Below are 23,220 nucleotides of genomic sequence, written 5' to 3'. Positions count from 1 at the left end.
GCTCGCGCGGAGAGCCCGACCGATCCGGCGGTTCCGCGCCGAAAACGCGCCGACACCGAGATTCGGTCGCCCCGACGCTTATCCCCCGTCGCGCCGAACCGCTCGGTCGTGCTCCGACCCCTCCGCGAGAACGGGCCGGCCCTGCTCGTGCCGGCGGCGTGGCTCGTCGCCGCCGCGACCGCGCTCGGCGCCGTCTCGACGCACGCGCTGTTTGTCGCGCACGTCGTCATGAGCGTCCTGCTGGTCGCGTTCGTCGCCGCCTCGCGGCGCGAGATGGCGAGCGGCGTGCTCCGGACGTGGAAGCTCGTCATCGCCGCGGGCACGCCCGTGACGCTCGCGGGCGTCGCGGGGTTCCTCGCGCTCGGCGGATCGCTGGACGTCCCGCCGACGGCCCTGCTCGCGGTCTCGCTGTACGGCTGGGCGCTCCTCCCGGCCGCCGGATTCGTCGCCACTCGGGGCCGCGTCGAGTCGGGGACGCGGATCTACGACCTCGGCGCCGGCTGCTGCGTCGCCGGCGCGGTCGGCGTCGCGCTGGCGCCCTCGGCGGCGTGGACCGCGGTCGCGCTCGCGGTCGTCGGCGCCGGGCAGACGGCGGGCATCCTCGACGCCACGCTGCGGTACTGAGCGCTTCTACCGCTTTTCACCGCTTTCACCACTGATCTTGTGGCGTGCGATCACCCCACAATATCTCCCGCTGCGGTCCGTACGGGTCGTATGGTCGATCTCGGGATCCTCTACGTCGCGATCACGGGCACGCTCCTGCTCGTCGCCCTCGGCGTCGGGATCCGCGTGCTCCGCGACGTCGTCGGCGAGGCGCGCGAGCGCCACCGCAAGCGCCGATCCGGCGAGCTGGAGCGGTACACGAAAGACGAGGAGTACGATCGGGTCCACCGGGATCCGACCGAGGGCGGCGACGGCGACGGAGACGGAGCGACCTCGACGCCGTGCCCGCACTGCGGGGCCGACAACGACGCCGCGTTCGACTACTGCCGCCGCTGCGCGTCGCCGCTCCCGCCCGGCGGGTGACCCTCGTCGTCGACCGCGTCGGGCCGGGTGTACCACCACGCCCACAGCAGCAGCACGCCCTGTAGCGGGAGCCGCGCCCACGCCGCCGCGCGGGCGACGCCCGAGAGGCGGTCCGGGGCGAACTCGGCCGCCACGTCGTCGGTCGCCATGTACACGTTCGCGGGGAAGACCGCGCCGAGCAGGGCCATGATCCCCCACGCCGACCCGCGCCGCGTCCGATCGCAGGCGACGCCGAGCCCCAGCCCGATCTCCGCGATCCCGGAGAGGTAGACGAGGGCGCGCGGTCTCGGAAGCCCGGGCGGGACAACCCGTGCGAACGCCTTCGGGGCCAGGAAATGTGCGATCCCCGCGGTCACGTACGCCGCGCTCATCGCGTAGCGAAGCGGGCGCTTCCGCCGGGCGAGCGGTCCGTCGTCGGGGTCGTCGAGGTCGTCTCCGTCGTCGCTCACCCGCGTGGATAGCGACGGCCGGCTAATGAGCGTTCCTCCCGCTCTCGGCGCGGATCGCGACGGTCGACTCGATCACCGGTCGTCGCCATCGAAAGCGGATCGCCGTCGAACGCGGGTCGCCGTCGAACGCGACTCGACTTCGAACGGGGGGCGGCGTCGAAGGCCCGTCTCCCCGATTCGAACGAGGCACCTCGGGCACCGGCGACCCGAAGTCGCAACGAATCACGGACGAAATTTGAACGGACTTTCGGCGAACCACGATCGGATGTTGAAAAATTGCCTTTAGACGGTCTCACGTGTCCGTTAGTGATGTCGAAACAATTGACCGACGAAACGCGACGACGCGTCCTGACTGCCGGCGGCAGTGCGGCCCTGATGGGGTTGGCCGGCTGTCTCGGTGGCGACTCCGGCGACGAATCCGACGGCGGGATGGAGGAGGAGTCGGACGGCGGGATGGAAGGCGAGTCGGACGGCGGGATGGAGAACGAATCCGACGGCGGAATGGAGGAGGAGTCGGACGGCGGGATGGAAGGCGAGGGGATGGAAGCGGAGCCGACCGACCCCGACGAGGCTCCCCGCACGACCATCGACCGATTCAGCGAGGCCGCCGGCACCCTCCACGTCCGGGGTTCGGACAACGACCTGCCGGCTGCCGGCGACCCCGTCGACTTCGACGAGCGCTTCCTCGTCGACGGGTTCGGCCCCGACGGGCAGCGCGTCCGGTACTACGACTTCGACGTTCAGCCGACCGCCCCGGCACCGATCTACGCGTTCGTCCGCGAGAACGGCGACCCCGTCGAGGGACAGCGGAACGTCGTCGGCGTCGTTCCCGGCGACGACGGCTACAACGACTTCTGGCACGTCCACAGGGTGACCGTCTCGGACGAGTACGTTGCCAACACGGTGACCGGCGTCGAGGGCGTCCTCGGCGGCGACTTCGAGGTCGAGGCCACCGACACGATCAAGAACTGTCCCGTCGTCCCCGACGGGTCGACGGCTGAACGACGCCACGGCGCCGACGAGAGCGCCGCCGACCTCGTCGAGGGGTGGTACGACGGCGAGATCGTCTACTACTTCCTCTTCGAGGAGCGGGCGCTGGAACCCTCCGACGGCGAGGTCCCGCTCTCCCCGATCTACGTCTCGTTCAACACGAACCCCGGCCAAGAGGGCGGCGGTCCGCAGTCCGGGTTCGCGACCGAGGCGGGCAACGACCAGACCCACAACGTCACCTCGACGGTGCCGAGCGACGCGGCGTACTCGCCGCTGTGGGACGTGAACATCTACGACAACGCCGACTTCGACTCCGTCTCCGACCTCGACTCGGCGCTCGACGCGGCGATCCTCGCGTCCGGCGCGGCACGCGTCAACTGTCCCGTGGTGTCCGAAAACTAGGTCGGGCTGTCCGCGTCTACCGATGCTGCCTCCCCGATTTGAACGCCGGAAGACGGTCGCGCTCACTTCGTTCGCGCGCTGCGACTTCCGTGCTCAAATCGGCTCGGCGTCGTTTCTTTACCCGCTCGCTGCGCTCGCGGGTTCAGAATATGCCGCCTCCCCGATTTGAACGCCGGAAGACTTCGCTGCGCTCGTCTTCCGAGCCCCCGCTCGCCGCGCTCGCGGGGACGGGGGACAGCTCGATCTTCAGTCGAAACTCCCGAATCTAAACCGTGTCAAAAAGCCATGCCGCCTCCCCGATTTGAACGGGGGACAGCTCGATCTTCAGTCGAGTGCTCTCCCAGTCTGAGCTAAGGCGGCTCGCAATCTGACCAACGCCGATTCGAGACAAAAGGATTTCGAAAGGCGGCGACCGGGTCGGCGCGTCGCGTCGCCCCGCCGTCGTCCGCGCGCGCGGCCTCGCTCGGCGCCGCCTCGAACGCGATCGAGACCGGCACCGCGGCTCGATTCGATTCTTCACTTCAAAGCATCGGCCGTTTCGATCGCTTACTTGAAAGCACCGTTCGTTGACCCGATCAACTCCGTTCAAGTCGCCCGAAATCGGTTCAATTCACCGCCACGGTTTCCGGTTTTTACCACCCTTCCGGCACACCGACCAGATGCGATGACCCGACACACTCGACGTTCGGTCGTGAAGCTCGCAGGTGCATCGGTCGCGGCCGCCGCGGTCCCCGGCGTCGTGTCGGCGGCGGATGAGTCGGCCTCCGACTGGACCGCCGCGAAGACCCCGGTCGACGGGACCCTCCACGACGTTCGGTACACCGCCGCGAACCCGCACGCGGTCGGGGCGGGCGGCGTGCTGATCGAGCGGACGGCGGCCGGCTGGGAGACGGTGTTCCGCGGCGGCGTCTCCGGCAACGGCAACGGGCTCCGCGGCGCCGCGGTCACCGACGACGGCGAGCGCCTCTGGATGGTCGGCAACAGCGGCGCCGTCGGTGAGTACGACGTGACCACCGGCAACCTGGTCGACCGGTCGCAGCCGAACGACGCCTCCAACCAGTTCAACTCCGTCGCGGTCACGGGCCCCGCGGGCGACGCGGACGTGTACGTGGTCGACGACTCCGGGCTGGTGTACTACAGCTTCGAGAACGGCGAGGAGGGCACTTGGAACTACCTCACGCCCGGCTCCGGCGCCGGCATCCCCGCCGTCGACTTCTACGGCGCCCGCGCGGGGACCCTCATCGACACGAACGGGAAGGTGTTCGCCACCGACGACGGCACCACGTGGGAGCCGTTCGGCATCGAGGACGCGGACACCACCTTCGCCGGGCTCGACGCCGACGCCCCCGACGACGTGACCGTCGTCGGCGGGAGCGGCTCGCTCTACGTCTACGACGGCGTCGAGTGGCGGTCGGACCGGATCGCCGAGGCCGGCCTCAAGGACGTGATCACCGGTGGCGCCGGCGGGGTCGCCGTCGGCGGGAGCGGCACCGTCGTCGAGCGCGAGGACGGCGACTGGACCGTCGTCGACACGCCTTCCGGACAGAACCTCCGCGCCGTCGCGGCGTTCGACGGCGACCGCGACTACGTCGTCGGCGCCAGCGGGACGGTGCTGGAGCGGTGAGGACCGTCCTCGGTGATTTGACACTCGGAATAACTTTCGGCAAATAGTCAGCTCACACTGGCCACATTCTTTCTAGTAGATAATCTTTTGCAAAATTAATCCGATAATCTTCTTTTTCCGGTGGATCTACTCGAAGTGAGATCGAACTACCAAACGAATCGTCCGATACGAGATACCATTCCTCTTTCTCAGGATTCTCAAATGAATAGTAATCGACGTTGTTTCCGTTCGCATTGAATCGGATCAGTCCGTTCTCGATCCATGCCGATTCGACACGGATTCGAAAATAAGATCCTCCACAATACACTTCTACCTCCCTTTTACCGTCGTATTCTACACGGTTATACGCCATCTGTTTGTCTTCCAGTCTACTGATGAACCGGGTCAGTTCCGGCGTTGGATCTGTCGGTGAAGTCCCGACAATGGATGGCGGCCAGTTATTCTCGAACGTATACTTGTCTACTGGATTTGTGCCCTCTCGAGTATTCTCGCTGTCTACTCGGAAGGAGATGGACTCGTTAAATTCATCAGAATGTACAGACAGCAAATCGTCTAACTCATCACAGTATACGAGATGATACTCTGCGGCTTCACTCGGGGTGAACCGGACTCGGCCATTCACAATCCATCCGGTCTTGGCTCCAATTCGATGTGTTTCGTCGTCTGCGTCGACAAACAATAAGACCTGATCGCCTTCTCTGGTCGGATCAATATATACAGTGCCTTCTACGCTTTCGAGCGCGTCGATAACCGCAGTAACTGTCGAGTCTCTTTTGCTGTGGTCGGTGGGCGGCCATTGTTGCTCGAGGTGGTACTCTTCGGCCCAATTGATCTGACTGGTTTTCTGAGCAGGCGGATCGATACGCAAGTGCATCGAGGTCCCAACCTCTTCAGAATCGACGAAATAGGTTTCCTCTGTTTCGTTGGAGTGTACGAGAAAACAGTCGACATCGTCGCCGTACTGCTTGTACACGTGCCCAGACGAGTTCGTGTGCTGGCTTACCCCCTTGAATCGGACGACTCCGTCTTTCACCCGCCCTGTTTTGATCTGTGCACGCAACAGATCGCCATCCGGCTTTTCCAAGACGAGATCGTATCGTTCGTTGTCGCCTACTGGCGTTGACACGCTAATATTACGCTTTTTCAGCTCTGTGATGACAATTTGCTCGGTGAGACCCCCTTACCTGTGTGACTCCATATCTGTCGTGATTCGTTATCCGGTTTGTAGATCCTCCCACTCACATTTGTATATTTGCAAACTGATCGGACAGCGTCGAACCGTTACCAGACAGATGCAGTGTACACTTACCAGACAGATGTGTACACAAACCATGGCACGAACACGTGCTCTCCTTACTGAAACCGAGCGTGAACATCTCCGATCGAAGAACACCGGTCCGAATCAGTATCAAGCCGTATCACGAATCCGAAATCGAATTCACGAAGAACTCCAAACTGACGTAGAGGTTCTCAGGAAACACCATCCCGATCTTCATGCAGAACTCGAACAGGTTGTCTGTAACGGCCAAGAATAACGGATGGGGCCGCTGAGAGTCGAACTCAGGTCCACTGCACCCAAGGCAGCGAGGATACCACTACCCCACGGCCCCGCACCCATACGTACCCGCATCGGCCGGTAAAGCGTTTCGTTGCGCGGGCGGGGTACGCCCCGGTTTCCCCTCTGGTCCTCACTCCTCGTCGTCGCGCAGTTCGAGGTCGGCGACGATCTGGTAGGGGTCGGTCCCCTTCCGGATCGCGTCGAGCATGAAGAAGGCCTCGTCAGGTGCGAGGAAGTGCCTCGTGATCCCCCGACCGAGCGGCGTCGGCTCAAAGCCGTCGATGAACTCCCACTCCAACAGTTTGCCGACCGCGTGTTTCGTCGGCACCTCGCCGATCATTCGGTCGTTGAGCCGCTTGGCCTTCTTGCCCGCGACGACGACGTTCGCGAGGGTCTCCTCGACCGCGGCGGTCTCGTCGTAGTGGGTCGCCACGTCCTCCATCTCGCCTTTCAGGAGCGTGAAGGCGACCTCGTCCTCCGTGCGGTCCATGGAGTTGTGGTAGACGCCGTCGGGCTCGACGAGGAGGTAGACGCGGCCGCGGTCGTGGTAGTCCGGTCGCCCGGCCCGGCCGAGCATCTGGGAGAACTCCTGGACGGAGAGCCACTCGATCCCCATCGCCAGCGAGTCGAAGATCACCTGCGAGGCGGGGAAGTCGACGCCGGCGGCCAGCGCCGCGGTGGTGACGACCGCGGAGAGGTCCTGGTTCCCGAACTGCCGTTCCACCTTCTTCCGGCGCTTGTAGTCGAGGCCGGCGTGGTACGGCGCGGAGTCGTACCGGAGCTTCCGGCTGATCTCGTGGCACCGCCGCCGGGAGTTCGTGAAGATGATCGTCTGCCCGCGGTACCCCTTCGACGACTTCGTGTCGAACTCGCGTTTCACGAGCTTGTCGGCGATCTGCGCCTTCTCCCGGCTGTCCGCGAAGGTGACGTGGCGCTCGATGGGGACGGGGCGCTCCTCGAACTCGATCAGCGTCGCCCGGAGCTTCTCGGCGAGCCACTCGGGGTTGCCGACGGTCGCGGAGAGGTAGACGAACTGGGTGCCGTCGTACCCCGAATGCGTCTCCATCCGCTTCTCGCTGTAGTGCTTCAGCCGCGAGATGAGCCCGTCGAGCCGGTGGCCGCGCTCGCCTTCCTTCAGGGTGTGGACCTCGTCGATGACGACGGTCCCCACGTCGCCTAAGTCCTTGCCCGTCCGGAGCGCGTGGTCGATCCCCTCGTAGGTGCCGACGATCACGTCGGCGTTCGGGTCGAACCGGTTGCCGTCGTCGTTCACGCGCGAGGAGCCGACGCGGATCGAGACGTTCAGCAGGTCGCCGTAGCGGTCCTCGAAGTCCTCGTGCTTCTGGTTGGCGAGCGCGACGAGCGGGACCAGAAAGAGGAGCTTCCCGTCCCCCTTCAGCGCCCGGTCGATCCCCGTCAGCTCGCCGACCAGCGTCTTCCCGGTCGCGGTCGCGCTCACGACGAGCTGGTCGTTTCCCTCCAAGAGGCCGTTCCGCACGGAGAGGCTCTGGACCGGCAGCAGCTCCTCGAAGCGTCCCTGGAGGTGCGCGGAGAGATCGGGATGCAGATCGAGGTCCTCGGTCCGGACCGGCGAGATGTCGTCGACGTTCGCGGAGACCTCGTCGTACTTCGTGAGGTCGGGGTCGAGCCCGCCCTGCAGGAGGTTGACGATCCGGTCTAAGTCGCCGGACTCGTAGAGGAGCTCTTCGAGCCGCTCCTCGGCGGCGCCCGTGAATTCGCCTTTGTACGACAGCTCGCGCTCTAACTCCCGGCGCGCGCAGTCGCGGCAGATCAGCTCGCCGTTGTGCTCGATCGCGCTCTCGCTCGTGATGGGGCCGTACCGCCCGTCACTCGCGCAGCGCCGGCAGGTCCGGACCGCCGTCGCCTCCAGCTGGTAGCCGTCGAGCATCTCCTTCAGTCGCTGCCGGTTCTCGGGGGCGGTCTGCTCGGAGATCCGGATCCGACCGGCCGCGCGGGCGAGGTCGACGAACTCGTCGGGCTGGCGGGGGTGGTCCTCGCCGTCGCGGATCACCCGGAACTTGCCCGGTCGCGGCCCCGCGGAGGTCTCCTTGAGTTCGAGCCGCCCGCGGAGCACCCGGTTGCCGTCGCGGTTCGCGACGACGGTGTAGTCGCTCCGCGCCTCGTGGAGGAACAGCGTCTCGACCTCGGCCAACTGCTGTGACACTGCCGTTCGGTACGCGATCGAGGTATTTCAGGTGTTCGGCTCGGCGCGTGACGCCGGAGCCGTGCGCGCGGCGCCGCGGCTCAGTGACGCGATCGCGCGGAGAAGGACCCGCCTCGAACGGACGGGGGTCGGTTGGCTCTACGAGACGAGCAGCTTCTCGCCGCGCTCGACCGTGATCCGGCACGGCGGCGAGAGCTTGTTGTACGCCCGGCGGAACGCCTCCTTCACGACGGGGGCCTGGTCGACGTCGCAGTAGGCCGTGAAGACGACGTCGTCCTTGTTGAGTCGTGCGGCCGTCCCGACCGGCTTCCCGAACGCCTGCCGCATCCCGTCGGAGACGCGGTCCGCGCCGGCGCCGGTCGCCTGCTTGTTCTCCCGGATGACCTGGTGGGGGAACTTGCGGAGCGTCATCTTGTAGTTGCCCTCGCCGAGCTCCTTGATGAGGTGGCGGTTCGCCGAGAGGCGCGCGCTCTCGAGCGAGCCGTGTCGGATCTGGAGCTCCTCCTCGACGCGGAGGCTGATCTGGACGGGGTAGTCGTCCGGCTCCGCGGAGAGGTCGCCCATGTTGTGCTGGGCGATCTTCGAGCCGGGAATGCCCGTGATGTATTCGCGGCGGGTGTACGACGGCTTGTCGATCGTCCGATACATAGAGGCGGGTTTGTCAGACATGGCTACTTGTCCGATGTAGCCCGCGCTGCGGCGATAAAGCCTTCGATAGCGAGGCGTCGTCGTCGGCCTCTCGGGGGTCAACGCCGGCTCTCGACCCGATCGAGTCGCGTGTTGGCACGCCACTCGCTCGGGCGCCACCTCACGTCACCGGCCGCTTCGCGCCGCCCGATCACTCCTCCGGCGTCGGGTCGAGCGCGACGTGGTCGAACCCGCGGTCCGCGAGCCGCTCCGCGGCCCGGTCGGTGACCGAGGGCGCGACGAGGACGCCCCGGACGGTCGGGGCGCCGCCGCCGTCGGCGTCGGAATCGCTATCCCTGGAATCGCTCTCCTCCGAATCGCCGGCGTCGGAACCGCCGCCCCCGCCCTCCGCGCCCAGCTCCTCCCGGAGCGCCCGCACGTACCGCGCGAGCTGGCCGACCGCATCCGGACCGACCCGCCGCCGTTTCAGTTCGACGATCACGGGGGTCCCGTCGGCGTCGACGCCGAACACGTCCATCGGGCCGGCGCTGGACGGGCGCTCGGTCTCGCGCGGTTCGAACCCCGGCTCGACGAGCTCCGGCCGTTCCAAGATTCTGGTCCGGAGGTCCTCCTCGCTCCCGTGGAGCGTGAGGTCGCGCCCGCCCGTGACGGCCATCGCGGAGAGCTGGTGCACGTCGGAAAAGCGGACCGTCAGCGTCTCGGCGGGGCTGGTCCGCGTCGAGACGACGCGAAGCCGCCCCTCGCGGACCGCGGCGCGGTGTTCCGACCCCGGCGGCTGCCAGTTGACGGGCTGGCGCCCCTCGTCGGTGTGGACGAGGGCGGCGCCGTCCGGCTTCAACACGAGCAGGCGGTCGCCGGCGCCCAGATCGGAGGCGGCGCGGCCCTCGTAGCTGACGGTGCAGCGACCGAACACGCTTATCAGGTCGCCGCGCTCGAACGCGTCCTCAAGCTCCCAGAGGGCCTCGCGGTGGCTCGGGTCGTGGACGCTCGTGACTGTCACTGCGATCCGTACGTGATTGTCGCTCAAAAAGGGTGTGAGAACGACGGAGACGATCGGGGGGCGCTCGGGACCGTCTGACCGATCGCGACCGAGACAGCCGAAGCCCCAACCGCTCGGCTGGACGATGATACTGTTTATAAATCGCTGGGCGACACGACCACCACCGAAGCCCCAGTCGCGAGGCGGGCGCACGCTCGCTTCGCTCCTCGCTCAGTCGCTGTCGCTCCTTCGCTGTGGTGCTTACGTCGCCTGCGCCCGCCTCGCGACTGCCCCTTCGAGTCCCGCCCCGCACAGCACCGCACCTCACACCTCCCCAGCCTCGCGGCTCCCTACGGTCGCCGCGTCCCTCGCGCGACGCTCCTCGGCCGCGATGCGGCCTCGGAGGCGCGCGCCGACCGTTCGTGTAGTGGAGCGTCGTCGGCTAGTCGTCGCTTACGTCCCGTGCTCCCAGCTGTCCATGTACTCGCGCTGTTCATCGCTGAGGTCGTCGTACTCGACGCCCTCGGCGGCGAGCTTGATATCCGCGACCTCGCGGTCGAGCTCGTCGGGCACGTCGTGGACGCCGGCCTCGTACTCCTCGCCGTTTGCCGCCAGTTCGCGGACGACGACCGCCTGCACCCCGAAGCTCTGATCCATCACCTCGACCGGATGACCGAGCGCGATGGGGGCGGCGAGGTTGACGAGCCGCCCCTCGGCGATGACGTTGAGGACGCGACCGTCTTTCATCTCGTAGCCCTCGACGCCGTCGCGGACCTCGTAGCGGTCCACGGCCAGGTCGTCGAGGTCGTCGAGGTTCACCTCGACGTCGAAGTGGCCGGCGTTCGCGAGGAGCACGCCGTCCTGCATCTCCGCGAAGTGCTCGCGGGTGATCACGTCGCGGTTGCCCGTCGTCGTGATGAACACGTCGCCCTTCTTCGCGGCCTCCCGCATCGGGAGCACCTCGTACCCCTCCATGTGGGCCTCCAGCGCCTTCCGGGGGTCGACCTCGCAGACGATGACGTTCGCGTTCTGGCCCGAGGCCTTCTTCGCGACGCCCTTCCCGCACTGGCCGTACCCGCCGACGACGACGTTCTTACCGGCCCACGAGAGGTTCGTCGTCATCGCGATGGTCGCGAGCGACGACTCGCCCGTGCCGTGGACGTTGTCGAACAGCTGTTTCATCGGCGTGTCGTTCACGGCGAAGACGGGGTAGTGGAGCTCGCCGTCGGCGTCCATCGCGCGCAGGCGGTCGACGCCGGTGGTCGTCTCCTCGGCGCCGCCGACGATGGAGTCGATCAGGTCGGGGTACTCCTCGTGGACGAGCTTCACCATGTCCATCCCGTCGTCGACGGTGATGGTGGGCTCGTGGGCGATGCAGGCGTGCATCGCGTCGTAGTACTCCTCGTCGTCGACGCCCCGGACCGCGTAGGAGGTGATCGACTCGTGGGTGTCGAGCGCGGCCGACACGTCGTCGTGGGTCGACAGCGGGTTACAGCCGGTGATCGCGACCTCGGCGCCGCCCTCAGCGAGCAGCTCGACGAGGTTCGCCGTCTTCGCCTCGACGTGCATCGCCATCGCGATCGTCTCGCCGGCGAGCGGCTGCTCGTCGGCGAACTCCTCGCGGAGGGCGTTCAGGATCGGCATGTGCTGGAGCGCCCAGTCCATCTTCCGGCGCCCCTCCTCGCGGGCCGTCTCGACGTCCGAGAGGTGCTGTGACACCGGCGGATACGAAGTCTCGCTCATACGCCTCGCTTCGCTCACGGCGCACTAAACCCTGCCGACACCGAGTGCGTCCCGAAAAAGAGCGTCAGCGATCGCGAACCGGATCGGCGCGCGCTGCGCCGTCAGTTGTTGGGCCCGTTGCCCTGTCCGTTGCCGTTGCCCGGGCCGCTCCCGGCGTCGTCGTCATCGTCCTCGTCGCCATCATCGTCCTCGTCGTCTTCTTCGGTGTCGTCTTCTTCGGCGTCGTCCTCGTCGGCGTCGTCGTCACCGTCCGGACCGGCGTCGCTCGGCGGTCCACGGTCGTCGTCGCTCTCGTTCGCGTCGTCGTCACCGCCCGGCCCGGCGTGGTCCGGCGGTCCCTGCTCGCCGCCGTTCCCGTTGCCCTGACCGGCGTGGTCGGGCGCGTTACCGGGGCCGTCGCTCGCGTTGCCCGCGTCGCTCCCGTTACCCGCGTCGTCCGGGCCGCCCGGACTCCCCGCGTGGTCCGGGGCGTTCCCCGGGTTGTTCTCCGTCACGAAGTCCGAGACGGCGGCGCCGATGCCGCCCTCACGGTCCTCCAGGCGGTCGATGAAGTCCTGCACGAGCTGGCCGAAGGGCTGGTCCGCGGCCTCCTCGCCGTCCGCGGTCAGGTCGACGGTCGCGGAGACGGACTCGCCCTCGTACTCGACCGTCACGTCGACCGTGACGTTCTCCTCGGCGTCGGGGAGGGTGACGGTGCCGTTCTCGTCGGTCGTGTACTCGCCCTCGCCGACGTAGCTGACGTTCTGTCCGTCGGCGGTGGTGACGTTCACCGAGGCGTTCTCCGCGCCCTCGCCGTCGTCGGTCACCGTGACGACCGGCTCGCCGCCGGTGTTCGACACGTCGAGCGCGAGCCCCTCGGGGGCCACGAGGTCGACGGTCGTCGAGACGGAGTCGTTCTCGTACTCGGCGGTCACGTCGACCGTCACGTCCTCTTCCGCGGCGGCGAGGGTGACGGTGCCGTTCGCGTCGGTCTCGTAGTCGCCCGCGCCGACGTACGACTCGTTCTCGGCGTCGGCGGCGGTGACGTTCACCGAGGCGTTCTCGACCGCGGTGTCGTTGTCGGTCACCGTGACGACCGGCTCGCCGTCGGTGTTCTCCACGGTGAGCTCGAGCCCGTCGGGGGCTTCGAGATCGGCCGTGGTCGAGGCGGTCTCGTTCCCGTCGCTCGCGGTCACGTCAACGGTCACGTCCTCCTCGGGGGCGGGGAGGTCGACGGTGCCGTTCGCGTCGGTCTCGTACTCGCCGGCGCCCGCGTACGACTCGTTCTCGGGGTCGGCGACCTCGACGAGCACCGTGGCGTTCTCCACCGCGCTGTCGTTCTCGGTCACCGTGACCGTCGACGTTCCGTCCGCGTCCTGTTCGACGGCCACTTCGAGGTGTCCGTCGGCGGCCGCGACGCCGGTCATCGCGCCGAGCGCGACGACCGCGATCAACAGCAGGCCAATCGTGCGTTTGCTCATGTGCGTCCGGGCCGTGGCGCCGTTACCGTATAAAAAGGTATCTCCGTTAAGCCGGTTTAATCCGGATTTTATCCGGGTTAACGGCGCCCTCTCCACGATTCGGCAAGCGGGCGGGATCCGGCGGCCGATCGGCCGGGATCGCCGGCGAGCCACGCCCGGCGGCGATCGATCTGCGGCTCGGGCGCAGCGGAGAGCGGCTCGGGCGTGACGGGAAACGGCCCGGACGCGACGGGGTACGTTCGGAGAACGACTTGCCGCGGCGGCGCGTCCGAAGGACCGTTTCAGACGATCTCGTCGACCGTTTCAGACGAACTCGTCGACCGTCTCAGACGAACTCGTCGACCGTCTCAGACAATCTCGTCGATCAGTTCGCGCGCGCTCCGGCGGACAGCCTCGTCGCTCTCGATCGACGGCTCCCAGCCGAGGTCGGCGAGCCGCTCGATCGACAGTCGCATCCGCGGCACGTCGCCGGTCCAGCCGCGGTCGCCGCCGGTGTAGCTGTACTCGGGGTCGACGCCGAGCTCCTCGCTGACGATGTCGGCGATCCGCGTCACGGAGGTCGTCGTCCGCGTCCCGAGGTTGTAGACGTTCAGGTCCTCGTCCGCGTGCTCGACCACGTGCTGGATGGCGTCGACGCACTCGGTGACGTGCATGTACGACTTCTCCTGGCGGCCGTCGCCGAGGATCTCCAGCTCGGTCGGGTCGGCGTCGAGCTTCTGGACGAAGTCGGGGATCACGTTGCCGCGCTGGCGCGGGCCGACGATGTTCGCGAACCGGAACACCCACGCGGTGAGGTCATAGGAGTGCGCGTGCGTCGAGATCAGCGCCTCGTCGGCGAGCTTCGAGGAGCCGTAGATGGAGATGGGCTCCAAGGGACCGTAATCCTCCGGCGTCGGCCGCGGGGCCTCGCCGTACACCGTCGAGGAGGAGGTGAATGCGAGCCGGTCGACGCCGACCTCGCGCATGCGCTCGATAACGTTGTACGTCATCGCCGTGTTGGCCTCGAACAGCTCCCGGTCGTCGTCGTAGTTCGTGTCGGTGTACGCGGCGAAGTGGAAGACGACGTCGAGGTCGCCGGTGACCGCCTCGGCGACGTCCTCCGGATCGGTGAGGTCGGCCTCGACGAAGTCGACGCCGTCCGGGACGCGGTCGCGGGTCCCCTTCGAGAGGTCGTCCGCGACGCGGACCGCGGCGCCGCGGTCGCGGAGCGCCCGCGCGAGGTGGCTCCCGACGAGCCCCGCGCCGCCGGTGACGAGCGCGGTCGAATCGGTGAGGTCCATACCCGACCCCTGGGGCGGTGTCGGGTAAGTAGGTGTGGAAACGCGTCGCGGCTCGCGGGGAGCGGGAGCCGCGCCGTCAGAGCCCCTCCTCGCCGCCCTCCTGCGCGAGCATGACGACCATCGAGAGCCCGGAGATGCACAACAGAAGGAGGGTGGGGACGACGGCGTACTGGTAGAGGCCGGACTCCTGTGCGCGCCAGATCTGCGTGACGATCGTCTCGAAGCCAGAGGGGCGGAGGATGAGCGTGACCGGGAGCTCCTTCATCGTCGTGAGGAACACGAGGGCGGCGCCGGCGACGATCCCGGACCGAACGAGGGGGAAGGTCACGCGCCGGAACGACCCCACCGACGACTCGCCGAGCGCCCGGCTCGCCTCGACCAGCCGCGGGTCGACCCCCAGGATCGAGGTCCGCGTCGACCCGACGACCTGCGGCAGGAACCGGACGACGTACGCGAACACCAGCAGCGGGAGCGTCTGGTAGAGCCACGGGAGGTAGCTGGACCCGAAGTAGACCAAGGCGAGCGCCAACACGATCCCGGGGACCGCGAACCCGACGTAGGTCGTCCGCTCGAACAGCGTCGACAGCGGAGAGTCGTGGTTCGCGGCGAAGTACGCGACCGGGAGCGCCGCCAGCGCGGCGACGACCGCGGCCGCCCCGGCCACGGACACCGAGTTGAGCGCCTGGACCCACTCGAACGCCATCGACGGGCGGCGGCCCGCGTCGGTGCGGACGAGCCACAGGAAGAGGATCCAGAGGGGGACGAGGAGCGCGACCGCGGACACCGACGCGGGCAGCAGCGTCGCCGGCCAGCGCCACCGCCCCAGCCCGACGAGCCGGTCGGTGTTGCCCGCGTCGTCGCCGTGGGCGGTGCGGTCGGAGCGGACGAGCCACTCCAGCGCGAGCACCACGAGTACCACGGCAAGCAGCTGCAGCGAGAGGAGGGCGGCGTAGTCCCGGCCGAAGGAGTTGTACTCGACGTAGATCTGGCGGGTGAAGACGGGGAGCCGCATGATCGTCGGCGTCCCGAAGTCGGACACCGCGTACAGCGCCGCGAGCAGCGAGCCGGCGGCGATCGCCGGCCGGATCACGGGGAGCGTCACGCGCCGGAACGCCGCGATCCGCCCGTGGTTCAGCGTCCGCGCCGCCTCGATGAGCGTCGTGTCGAGCGAGAGGAGCGCGGCGCGGGTGGTCAGGTAGACGTACGGGTACGTGTAGAGGGTGATGACGAGGATCGTTCCCGGGAGCCCGTAGATCTCGGGAATCCGCTCGATCCCCAGCGGCGCGAGCAGGTCGTGGAACTCGCCGCGGGGGCCGAACGCCGAGACGAAGGAGAACGCGCCGACGTAGCTCGGCACGACGAGCGGGAGCGCGACCGCGATCGACCAGAACCGGCGGAACGGAAGGTCGGTCCGGGCCGTCAGGTACGCCAGCGGAACCCCGATCAGGACCGAGAGCGCGGTGACGCCGCCCATCAGCAGCAGGCTGTTCGCCAGGATCTCGGCGGTTCCCGGACTGAACAGCAGCTCCGTCGCCCGCGCCCGGTCGACGGTGACCGCCTCGATCACCAGCCACGCCAGCGGGAACACCAGCGTCCCGGCGATGGCGGCCGAGAGCAGCGTCAGCCCGAGGGGTAGTCGGCCGTCGCCGTCCGTCAGGAGGTCGCGGATCCGCTGTGTCAGGCTCATGATCCGGTGCGGGAGGGTCTTGGCGGGGGAAGGCGGCACCGACCGTTAGCAGTTGCGATTCGGTCGGCGATCCGGGTCCGACGGATATAATAGTTTAGGGAAGCCTAAACCGGGCATGGAACTGACGCGGCGCGACGCGGCGGCCGCGCTGGCGGCCCTCGGCGCGACCGGCGGCGTCGCCCTCGCCGCCCGCCGATCGGGTCGCGGGAACGACTCCGACGCCGCCGGGGGCGCGGACGGCGAGGAGGACGGTAGCGGAGACGGCGGCGGAGACGGCGGCGGGACCGAGCGCCCCCTAGACGACGCGGCCGTCCGCGCGTCGATGGCCGCGGTCGCGACCGTCCTCTACCCGGAGGCGGTCGACGGCGTCGAGGCGTTCGTCGACGAGTTCCTCGACGGCCGGCTGGACGGGTCGCCCCACGCCGACGGGGTCCGCGCGACGGCGGGCGAGGTCGACGAGGCGGCCCGCGACTGGTACGGGGCGCCGGTCGCCGAGCTGTCCGAGGGCGACCGGGACCGGCTCCTCCGCGAGCTCGGCGCCGACACCGCCGACGAGGACCCTGACGGAACCCTCGCCGAGCGGGTGCGGTACTACGTGGTCAACGAGCTCCTCTTAGCGCTGTACGCCTCGCCGACCGGCGGCGAGCTGGTCGGGCTGGAGAACCCGCAGGGCCACCCCGGCGGGACCGAGAGCTACCGGCGGGGGCCGCGATGAGCGGCGCGGAGAGCGCCGGCCCGACCCGCGGCGACGACGGGGTCGACCGCGCTCCCGTCCCGGACGCGGACGTCTGCGTGGTGGGCGCGGGACCGGCGGGCGCCCTCGTCGCCGACCGGCTGGCCGACGACCGCGAGGTGGTCGTCCTCGACGCGGGCCCCCGGTTCGACCCCGCGGACCGACTCGCGCGACAGGAGCGGTCGATCCGCCCGAGCTACGACCGCCCCGACGTGTGGGACGGGGGCGGCGAGCGCGACGCGCACGCCAACTCCGGCGAGCGGTTCTACCCACTGAACCACGCCCGCGTGAAGGGGGTCGGCGGGTCGACGCTCCACTGGCAGGGGATGGTGATGCGGCTCCACGAGGACGACTTCAACTCGGGGAGCGCGCGGGGGGTCGGCCCGGACTGGCCGATCGACTACGCCGACCTCCGGCCGTACTACGCCGAGGCGGAGCGCGAGCTGGGCGTCGCGGGCGCCTCCGATAACCCCTACGCGCCGCCGCGCGAGGAGCCGCACCCGATGCCCGCGTTCGAGCCCTCCCACAGCGACTCGCTGTTCGCCGAGGCGTGCGAGGAGCTCGGGATCGACATGCACTCGGTGCCGAACGCGCGCAACTCCGAGGCGTACGACGGTCGGTCCGCCTGCGTCGGCTACGGCACCTGCCAGCCCGTCTGTCCGGCCGGGGCGAAGTACGACGCGACGGTCCACGTCGAGCGCGCGGAGGAGCGGGGCGCGACCGTCATCGATCGGGCCCCGGTCCAGCGGCTCGAACACGACGCGGACCGCGTCACCGCGGCGGTGTACGCGACCCCGGACGGCGAGGAGCACCGACAGACCGCCGACGCCTTCGTCGTCGCCTGCGGCGGGGTGGAGACGCCGCGGCTCCTCCTCATGTCAGACTCGGAGGAGTACCCCGACGGCCTCGCCAACTCCAGCGGGACGGTCGGGAAGTTCTTCATGGACCACCTGTTCGCGGGCGTCGGCGGCACCCTCGACGAGCCCACCCGCCAGAACCACGTCGGGTTCTACACGAGCGCGTGCGACCAGTTCTACGACGAGGCGGACGAGGCGGTCGGCCCGTTCAAGCTGGAGTTCCTCAACTACGCCGGCCCCTCGCCGGTCGAGATGGCCCTCACCGGCGACGACTGGGGCGACGACCTGTTAGGGCGGCTCCGCGACGGCTACGGCACTCACGTCGCCATGGGCGGGCTGGTCGAACAGCTCCCCCGGTCGGACAGCTACGTGACCCTCCATCCCGACCGCACCGACGACCGCGGGAACCCGGTCCCCGAGATCCACTGGAACGTCGACGAGCGAGCCCTCCGGACGATCGAGCGCGCCAACGAGATCCAGCGGTCGGTCCTCGAGGAGCTGGGCGCGGAGATCGAATGGGTCGCCGGCCCCGACGCGACCGGGCCTGCCTACCACCACATGGGCACGACCCGGATGAGCGCCGACCCCGACGCCGGCGTCGTCGACGCCGACTGCCGGACCCACGACCTGGACAACTGCTGGATCGCCTCGAGCAGCGTCTTCCCCACGGGCGGCGCGATGAACCCCACGCTGACGATCGCCGCGCTCGCGCTTCGCGTGGCCGACGACGTTCGAGAGGGGCTCTAACAAACGCTTTAGGCAAACCTAAAAACTCAAGTGGGTGGGGCGGCACCTCGGAGGTAATGAGTTCGATCACGGCGCCCGACGACGAGGCGACCGACGGAGCCGACTCCGTCGACGTCGACGCGACCGCGCGGGGCGACGACGGGAGTACCGACACGGACGACGAGTACACCTTCGACGACCTCAGCGTCGTCATGGGGACGTACAACGAGGAGGAGGCGATCGCGACCGTCCTCGACGACGTCGAGCGCGTCACCGACGGGAAGGCGGAGGTCGTCTGCGTCGACGGCTCCTCGGACCGGACGCCGGAGATCGCCCGCGAGCGCGGCGCGACCGTGATCGAACAGGAGCCGCAGGGGTACGGCGTCGCCGTCCGAGAGGCCGTCCTGACGCCCGACCGCCCGGTCGTCGTCACGACCGACTGCGACGACACCTATCCGATGGAGGCGCTGCCCGAGTTCCTCGCCGAGATCAACGACGGGGCCGACGTGGTCAGCGGCGACCGGCTCTACCACGGCGCGGACGCGATGCCGGCGTTCAACCGGTTCGGAAACCACGCGTTCGCGGCGCTCGCGTCCGTCCTCATGGGCGAGCGCGTCCACGACACCACGACTGGGATGCGCGCGTATCGTCGGGAGGTCGTGCAGGACATCGGGTGGACCGAGAACACGGGCCTCTCCGCCGAGCTGCTGATCCGCCCGCTGATGCGCGGCTACGACGTGCGCGAGGAGCCGATCGAGTACGCCGAGCGGCTGGGGGAGACGAAGCTCGACCCGATCGAGGGCGGCGCCGCCATCGCGAAGTCGATCGCGACCGTCTGTCTCGAAGAGCGGCTGCGACGGTTCTGAGGGCGGTCCGGCCCGAACGTCGAACGGCCTCTCGCCGCCGGCACTATTTATAGGGGGACACGAGAGGTGTCCGCCACTATTTATAAACAGATCTTGCGAACCGTGCGGAACCATTTAAACCGACCAGGCCGGCGATTCGCGTCGCGCTCTCCCGCCGTCGCCCGCGGTCGTCCCGCCCCCCGGCGCTCTACTCGCCGACCCGGTCGACGAGGTCGTTCGCGGCCGCCGCCGCCCGTTCTCGGACCGCGTCGGCGTCGAGCGTCAGGACCTCGCGGTCGCGCATGAGGACCTCGCCGTCGCAGACGGTGTGACGCACGTCGCTCCCGCGCGCCGCGTACGCGAGGTGCGAGACGGGGTCGTGGACCGGCGTGAGGTGCGGGGCGTCGAGGTCGACGACCGCGAGGTCGGCGGCCGCGCCGGGCTCGATCCGCCCGCCGGGGAGCCCGAGGGCGTCCGCGCCGCCGGCGGTCGCCATCTCCACGACCGCCGCGGCGGGCACCGCGCTCGCGTCGTCCGCGGCGAGCTTCCCGAGCATTGCGGCGTCGCGCATCTCGTCGAACACGTCTAGGTCGTTGTTCGAGGCCGCCCCGTCCGTGCCGAGCGCGACCGTGACGCCCGCGTCGCGGAGGCGCTGGACCGGGGCCATCCCGCTCGCGAGCTTCATGTTCGAGGCCGGGCAGTGGACGACGGCGGTCCCGGCGTCGGCGAGCCGGTCGATCTCCGAGCCGTCGAGGTGAACGCCGTGCGCGAAGAAGTCGTCCGCGCCGAGCGCGCCCAACTCCTCGGCGTACGCGATCGGTCGCTCCCCGCGCTCGTCGACGATCGGGTCGACCTCGTCGGTCGTCTCGTTGGCGTGGAGGTGGATCGGAATGTCCGCCTCGCGGGCCTCGGCGACGCCCTCGCGGAGGAACGCCTCGCCGACCGTCGTCAGCGAGTGGGGCATGAAGGCGGTCCGGATCCGCCCGTCCGCGGCGCCGTCGAGCTCTTTCGCGACCGCCAGGCTCTCCTCGACGTCGGCGCGGGCGTCCGCGTCGTCTTTGCCCACGGTGACGACGCCGTGGCCGAGCCGGGCCCGCACGCCCGCGCGATCGACCACGTCCGCGACGCGGTCCATCGCGAAGTACATGTCCGCGAACGCGGTCGTCCCCGACCGGATCATCTCTAGGACGCCGAGCTCGGCGCCGGCCTCGATGTCGTTCGGCGTGAGCTCGGCCTCGGCCGGCCAGATGTCCTCGCGCAGCCACGGGTCGAGCGGCTTGTCGTCGGCGTACCCGCGGAGGAGCGTCATCGCGACGTGCGTGTGGGCGTTGACGAGCCCCGGGATCACGAGCCCGCCGTCGGCGTCGAGGGTCTCGTCGGCGGTCGACGGGAGGTCCGCGTCGGCGTCGTCCGCCCTCTCGCCGCTCACCGTCTCGTCACCCACCGCGGCAATCGTCCCGGCGTCGCGGTCGATCGTCACGTCCGACTCGGTCACGCGGCCGTCGGGTCGGAGCACCCGGCCGCCCGTCACGCGAAGCGCGTTCATACCACCCGGTTCCGGCGGGCGGACCTAACGCCTTCCGTTCGGGAGCGACGCGGACCGTTCGGTCGGGGGAGCCGCTCTCGGCCCCTCCGCCTCCGAACGTTCTTTCCCCGCCGCCGCCGGAGGTCCGCCCATGGCAACCGACGCCCAGCAGGCGTGTTTCGAGGCCGGGATCAAGTTCGGGTCGCTGTACCACCAGTTCGCGGGGACCCCGGTCAGCCCGGCGAGCACGCGTAGTCTGGAGGCGGCGATGGCGGAGGCGATCGAGAACCAGCCGTACTGCGAGTCGGTGACCGTCGAGATCCGCGACGACCGCGTCGCCGACGCGATCGACCACGAGAACGGCTACACGGAGCTCACCGGCTCGCTGATGGACGTCGAGATGCGGATCGACTACGAGGGCGTGACGGTCCGCACCCGGATGGCGATGCGGGACGGGTACCCGCTGATGGAGCTGGTCGCAGTCGAGGGTGAGTCGGAGGCTACCGACGGGAGCGGCACAACTAATTAACTGTTTACTCAAGTTGCGATTCTCCCTGAGTCTGTAAGGAACTTTGAGGAAGACTTTAGTGTACCCTACCAAAATCGGTACACTATGCCCGATCCAGCAAATGGTGAGGCAGTTGAGAGCACGAAGCGACGGCGCCTCCTCGGCCTCCTCGGCGGCGGGGCGGCGGTAAGCCTCGCCGGCTGTTCCGATCAGGAGCCCTCCGACGGCAGTGACGGCGAAGACGGCGAAGACGGAATGGACGGCGAAGACGGCGAAGACCAGGGGCCCACCAACGCCGACAAGGCGCAGGCCGCTTGGGAACGCGCCGTCGACAACCCCCTCCCGGAGGACGAGGAGCTCCGTCAGGAGGCGTACATCGAGATGGAAGAGGCGGCCCGCGACGACGCCGTGCTCATCCCGCTGTATCACGGCCTCACCGAGCTGTTCTGGTACGACTACGTCGACGTGCCGCTGACCGGTGCGCTCGGCAAGCACTGGCAGCAGCTCAACACGACGACCGTCGAAGGGAAGAGCGACCTCAACCTGATCAACAGCACCTTCGACGAGCTGGACCCGATCATGTCGACCGACACGGCGTCGTCGATCGTCATCACCCAGATCTACGAGAACCTGACGGCGTTCCCCAACGGCGTCCCGGAGATCGAAAACCAGCTCTTAGAGGAGTTCGAGGTCTCTGAGGACGGCACCACGTGGACGTTCACGCTCCGCGACGACGTCCAGTTCCACGACGGCACCGAGATGACGGCCCAGGACGTGAAGTACTCCTGGCGCCGCACCGTCGAGTCGGAGAACTCCGAGCGCGCGGGCTTCACCCTCAATCAGCCCGTCGGGCTCGGCATCGACGCCGAGACGGACGACGATGGGAACGTCGTCCCCGACTCGCTGGCGGTCGAAGTCATCGACGACTACACCATCGAGATCCAGCTCACCGGTCCGAACCCGGACGTGCTCGACGTCATCGCGTACTCCAGCTTCTCGGTCATTCCCGAGGGGTACGTCGGCGACATCGAGGGGTACGACGGCGAGGTCACCCACCAGGAGTTCTCGACCGAAGTCGCGAACGGGACCGGTCCCTTCGAGCTCGACGTGTTCAACGTCGACGAGGACGTCACGGTCGTCCGCAACGACGACTACTACGGCGAGGTCGCGAGCGTCGACGCCGTCAACTGGGAGATCATCGAGGACTCCCAGGCGGCGTGGACCTACGCCCTCGAGCAGAACGCCGACCGGTTCGAGATGCCGACGTTCGCCTACGAGGCGGACGCCATCGACGCCGAGGCCGACGACCGCGGCCGCGACGTCGGGACGTACGGTCCGGCGGGAGAACTGGAGGAAGAAGTCAACTATCTCGGCCTCTCCGAGATCAGCACGTTCTACTTCGCGTTCAACGCCGCGAACACGGACCGCGCGGTCCGTCAGGCGATCGCGTACGTGATGAACAAAGAGCAGATCGTCGAAGAGGTGTTCGCCGGCCGCGGCACCCCGGCATACAGCTTCCTCCCGCCGGCCATCTGGCCCACCGGGAACGACGGCTACAACGACTTCCTCGACGACTACCCGTACAGCCGCGGGGAGAGCGACCCGCAGGGCGCGCAGTCCGTCCTCGAAGAGGCGGGCATCTCGTCCGACAACCCGGTCGACATCACGCTCACCACCTACGAGAGCGAGGTGTTCCAGACGGCCGGCGAGCTCATCCGCGACCTGATCTCCGGGACCGGGATCAACATGTCGCTCGAGACGTCGCAGTTCTCCGTCCTGCAGGGCCGCGGGGAGGACGGTGACCTCGAGATGTACAGTCTCGGGTGGATCTGGAGCTGGCCCGCCGTTCCGTACGGGATGTTCCAGCTCGAACCGCTCAACACGCGGACGTCGACGATGCCCAACGAGACCAACGGGTTCTACCTCGACTGGCAGACCGCGCTCAACGAAGAAGCCGAGTAGACCCGCTCGGCCTCCCGTTATCGAAGCATTTAG

The 23,220-nt window shown here is 68.4% G+C and carries 18 protein-coding genes, 2 tRNA genes and 1 pseudogene; 9 read left to right on the top strand and 12 right to left on the bottom strand.

The features are described from left to right. Nucleotides 1-108 precede the first annotated feature (108 nt). Together CK500_RS02460 and CK500_RS02455 are read left to right on the top strand one after the other, a co-directional pair. Nucleotides 109-624, top strand: a complete 516-nt coding sequence (locus tag CK500_RS02460) for a hypothetical protein (protein WP_095635661.1) — start codon at nt 109-111, stop codon at nt 622-624. 90 nt (nt 625-714) lie between these two features. Beyond that, nucleotides 715-1,026, top strand: coding sequence for a zinc ribbon domain-containing protein (locus CK500_RS02455; protein ID WP_095635660.1), 312 nt, complete (start codon nt 715-717; stop codon nt 1,024-1,026). On the opposite strand, the gene CK500_RS02450 is transcribed toward CK500_RS02455, so the two are convergent. Further along, nucleotides 984-1,475 (bottom strand): DoxX family protein, encoded by a 492-nt coding sequence (locus CK500_RS02450; protein ID WP_095635659.1) that lies wholly within the window; start codon nt 1,473-1,475, stop codon nt 984-986. The genes CK500_RS02455 and CK500_RS02450 overlap by 43 nt on opposite strands. A 309-nt stretch (nt 1,476-1,784) precedes the next feature. On the opposite strand from CK500_RS02450, the gene CK500_RS02445 reads away from it, so the two are divergent. Further along, nucleotides 1,785-2,867: an ICP22 family protein gene (locus CK500_RS02445; RefSeq protein ID WP_095635658.1), complete on the top strand. Its 1,083-nt coding sequence runs from the start codon at nt 1,785-1,787 to the stop codon at nt 2,865-2,867. Nucleotides 2,868-3,153: 286 nt separating this feature from the next. Here CK500_RS02445 and CK500_RS02440 read toward each other — a convergent pair. Then, a tRNA-Phe gene (locus CK500_RS02440) sits at nt 3,154-3,227 on the bottom strand. 304 nt (nt 3,228-3,531) lie between these two features. On the opposite strand from CK500_RS02440, the gene CK500_RS17150 reads away from it, so the two are divergent. Further along, complete coding sequence (locus tag CK500_RS17150; protein ID WP_095635657.1) at nt 3,532-4,491, top strand: WD40/YVTN/BNR-like repeat-containing protein; 960 nt, start codon at nt 3,532-3,534, stop codon at nt 4,489-4,491. 52 nt (nt 4,492-4,543) lie between these two features. Here the strand turns inward: CK500_RS17150 and CK500_RS16750 are convergent. The 9 genes and pseudogenes from CK500_RS16750 to CK500_RS02385 all read right to left on the bottom strand — a co-directional run. After that, nucleotides 4,544-5,659 (bottom strand): annotated as a pseudogene (locus CK500_RS16750) (group I intron-associated PD-(D/E)XK endonuclease); the annotation flags it as partial. Between the two features lie 371 nt (nt 5,660-6,030). After that, a tRNA-Pro gene (locus CK500_RS02420) sits at nt 6,031-6,101 on the bottom strand. A gap of 78 nt (nt 6,102-6,179) precedes the next feature. Next, complete coding sequence (locus tag CK500_RS02415) at nt 6,180-8,234, bottom strand: DEAD/DEAH box helicase (protein ID WP_095635654.1); 2,055 nt, start codon at nt 8,232-8,234, stop codon at nt 6,180-6,182. Nucleotides 8,235-8,372: 138 nt separating this feature from the next. Further along, entirely contained in the window at nt 8,373-8,903 is a 531-nt protein-coding gene (locus CK500_RS02410; RefSeq protein ID WP_095635653.1) for a 50S ribosomal protein L16, read from the bottom strand. A 169-nt stretch (nt 8,904-9,072) separates the two neighbouring features. Further along, on the bottom strand, nt 9,073-9,882 hold the full coding sequence (gene nucS / locus CK500_RS02405) for an endonuclease NucS (protein ID WP_095635652.1): 810 nt from the start codon (nt 9,880-9,882) through the stop codon (nt 9,073-9,075). Between the two features lie 432 nt (nt 9,883-10,314). Beyond that, a complete protein-coding gene (locus CK500_RS02400; RefSeq protein ID WP_095635651.1) occupies nt 10,315-11,604 on the bottom strand; it encodes an adenosylhomocysteinase in 1,290 nt (429 codons plus the stop codon). 101 nt (nt 11,605-11,705) lie between these two features. Beyond that, nucleotides 11,706-13,064 carry a DNA primase gene (locus CK500_RS17145; protein ID WP_158224019.1) on the bottom strand — a complete coding sequence of 453 codons (1,359 nt, stop codon included), beginning with the start codon at nt 13,062-13,064 and terminating at the stop codon, nt 11,706-11,708. A 347-nt stretch (nt 13,065-13,411) separates the two neighbouring features. Then, nucleotides 13,412-14,344: an NAD-dependent epimerase/dehydratase family protein gene (locus CK500_RS02390; protein ID WP_095635650.1), complete on the bottom strand. Its 933-nt coding sequence runs from the start codon at nt 14,342-14,344 to the stop codon at nt 13,412-13,414. Between the two features lie 76 nt (nt 14,345-14,420). After that, entirely contained in the window at nt 14,421-16,031 is a 1,611-nt protein-coding gene (locus tag CK500_RS02385; RefSeq protein ID WP_095635649.1) for an ABC transporter permease, read from the bottom strand. Nucleotides 16,032-16,146: 115 nt separating this feature from the next. Here CK500_RS02385 and CK500_RS02380 point away from each other — a divergent pair, with 115 nt between their 5' ends. The 3 genes from CK500_RS02380 (at nt 16,147) to CK500_RS02370 (ending at nt 19,213) form a co-directional block, all read left to right on the top strand. Further along, the gene (locus CK500_RS02380) at nt 16,147-16,746 is read left to right on the top strand and encodes a gluconate 2-dehydrogenase subunit 3 family protein (RefSeq protein ID WP_095635648.1); all 600 of its coding nucleotides are present in this window, start codon (nt 16,147-16,149) and stop codon (nt 16,744-16,746) included. Continuing rightward, nucleotides 16,743-18,368, top strand: coding sequence for a GMC family oxidoreductase (locus CK500_RS02375; RefSeq protein ID WP_095635647.1), 1,626 nt, complete (start codon nt 16,743-16,745; stop codon nt 18,366-18,368). The genes CK500_RS02380 and CK500_RS02375 overlap by 4 nt, the downstream gene beginning before the upstream one ends. 191 nt (nt 18,369-18,559) lie before the next feature. Continuing rightward, complete coding sequence (locus CK500_RS02370; protein WP_233138663.1) at nt 18,560-19,213, top strand: dolichyl-phosphate hexose transferase; 654 nt, start codon at nt 18,560-18,562, stop codon at nt 19,211-19,213. A gap of 187 nt (nt 19,214-19,400) precedes the next feature. Here the strand turns inward: CK500_RS02370 and CK500_RS02365 are convergent, their stop codons facing one another. Then, nucleotides 19,401-20,738: an amidohydrolase gene (locus CK500_RS02365; RefSeq protein ID WP_095635645.1), complete on the bottom strand. Its 1,338-nt coding sequence runs from the start codon at nt 20,736-20,738 to the stop codon at nt 19,401-19,403. A gap of 130 nt (nt 20,739-20,868) precedes the next feature. Between CK500_RS02365 and CK500_RS02360 the strand changes: the two genes are divergently transcribed. Both CK500_RS02360 and CK500_RS02355 read left to right on the top strand, forming a co-directional pair. Further along, nucleotides 20,869-21,246 carry a dihydroneopterin aldolase family protein gene (locus CK500_RS02360; protein WP_095635644.1) on the top strand — a complete coding sequence of 126 codons (378 nt, stop codon included), beginning with the start codon at nt 20,869-20,871 and terminating at the stop codon, nt 21,244-21,246. Between the two features lie 84 nt (nt 21,247-21,330). Continuing rightward, the gene (locus CK500_RS02355) at nt 21,331-23,187 is read left to right on the top strand and encodes an ABC transporter substrate-binding protein (protein WP_095635643.1); all 1,857 of its coding nucleotides are present in this window, start codon (nt 21,331-21,333) and stop codon (nt 23,185-23,187) included. Nucleotides 23,188-23,220: the final 33 nt, after the last annotated feature.

Origin of the sequence: Halorubrum salipaludis (assembly GCF_002286985.1) — an archaeon.
In the GTDB taxonomy this organism is placed as follows: domain Archaea; phylum Halobacteriota; class Halobacteria; order Halobacteriales; family Haloferacaceae; genus Halorubrum; species Halorubrum salipaludis.
The sequence above is the reverse complement of the archived record's forward strand: the minus strand, read 5'-3'. Positions and strand labels throughout refer to the sequence as shown.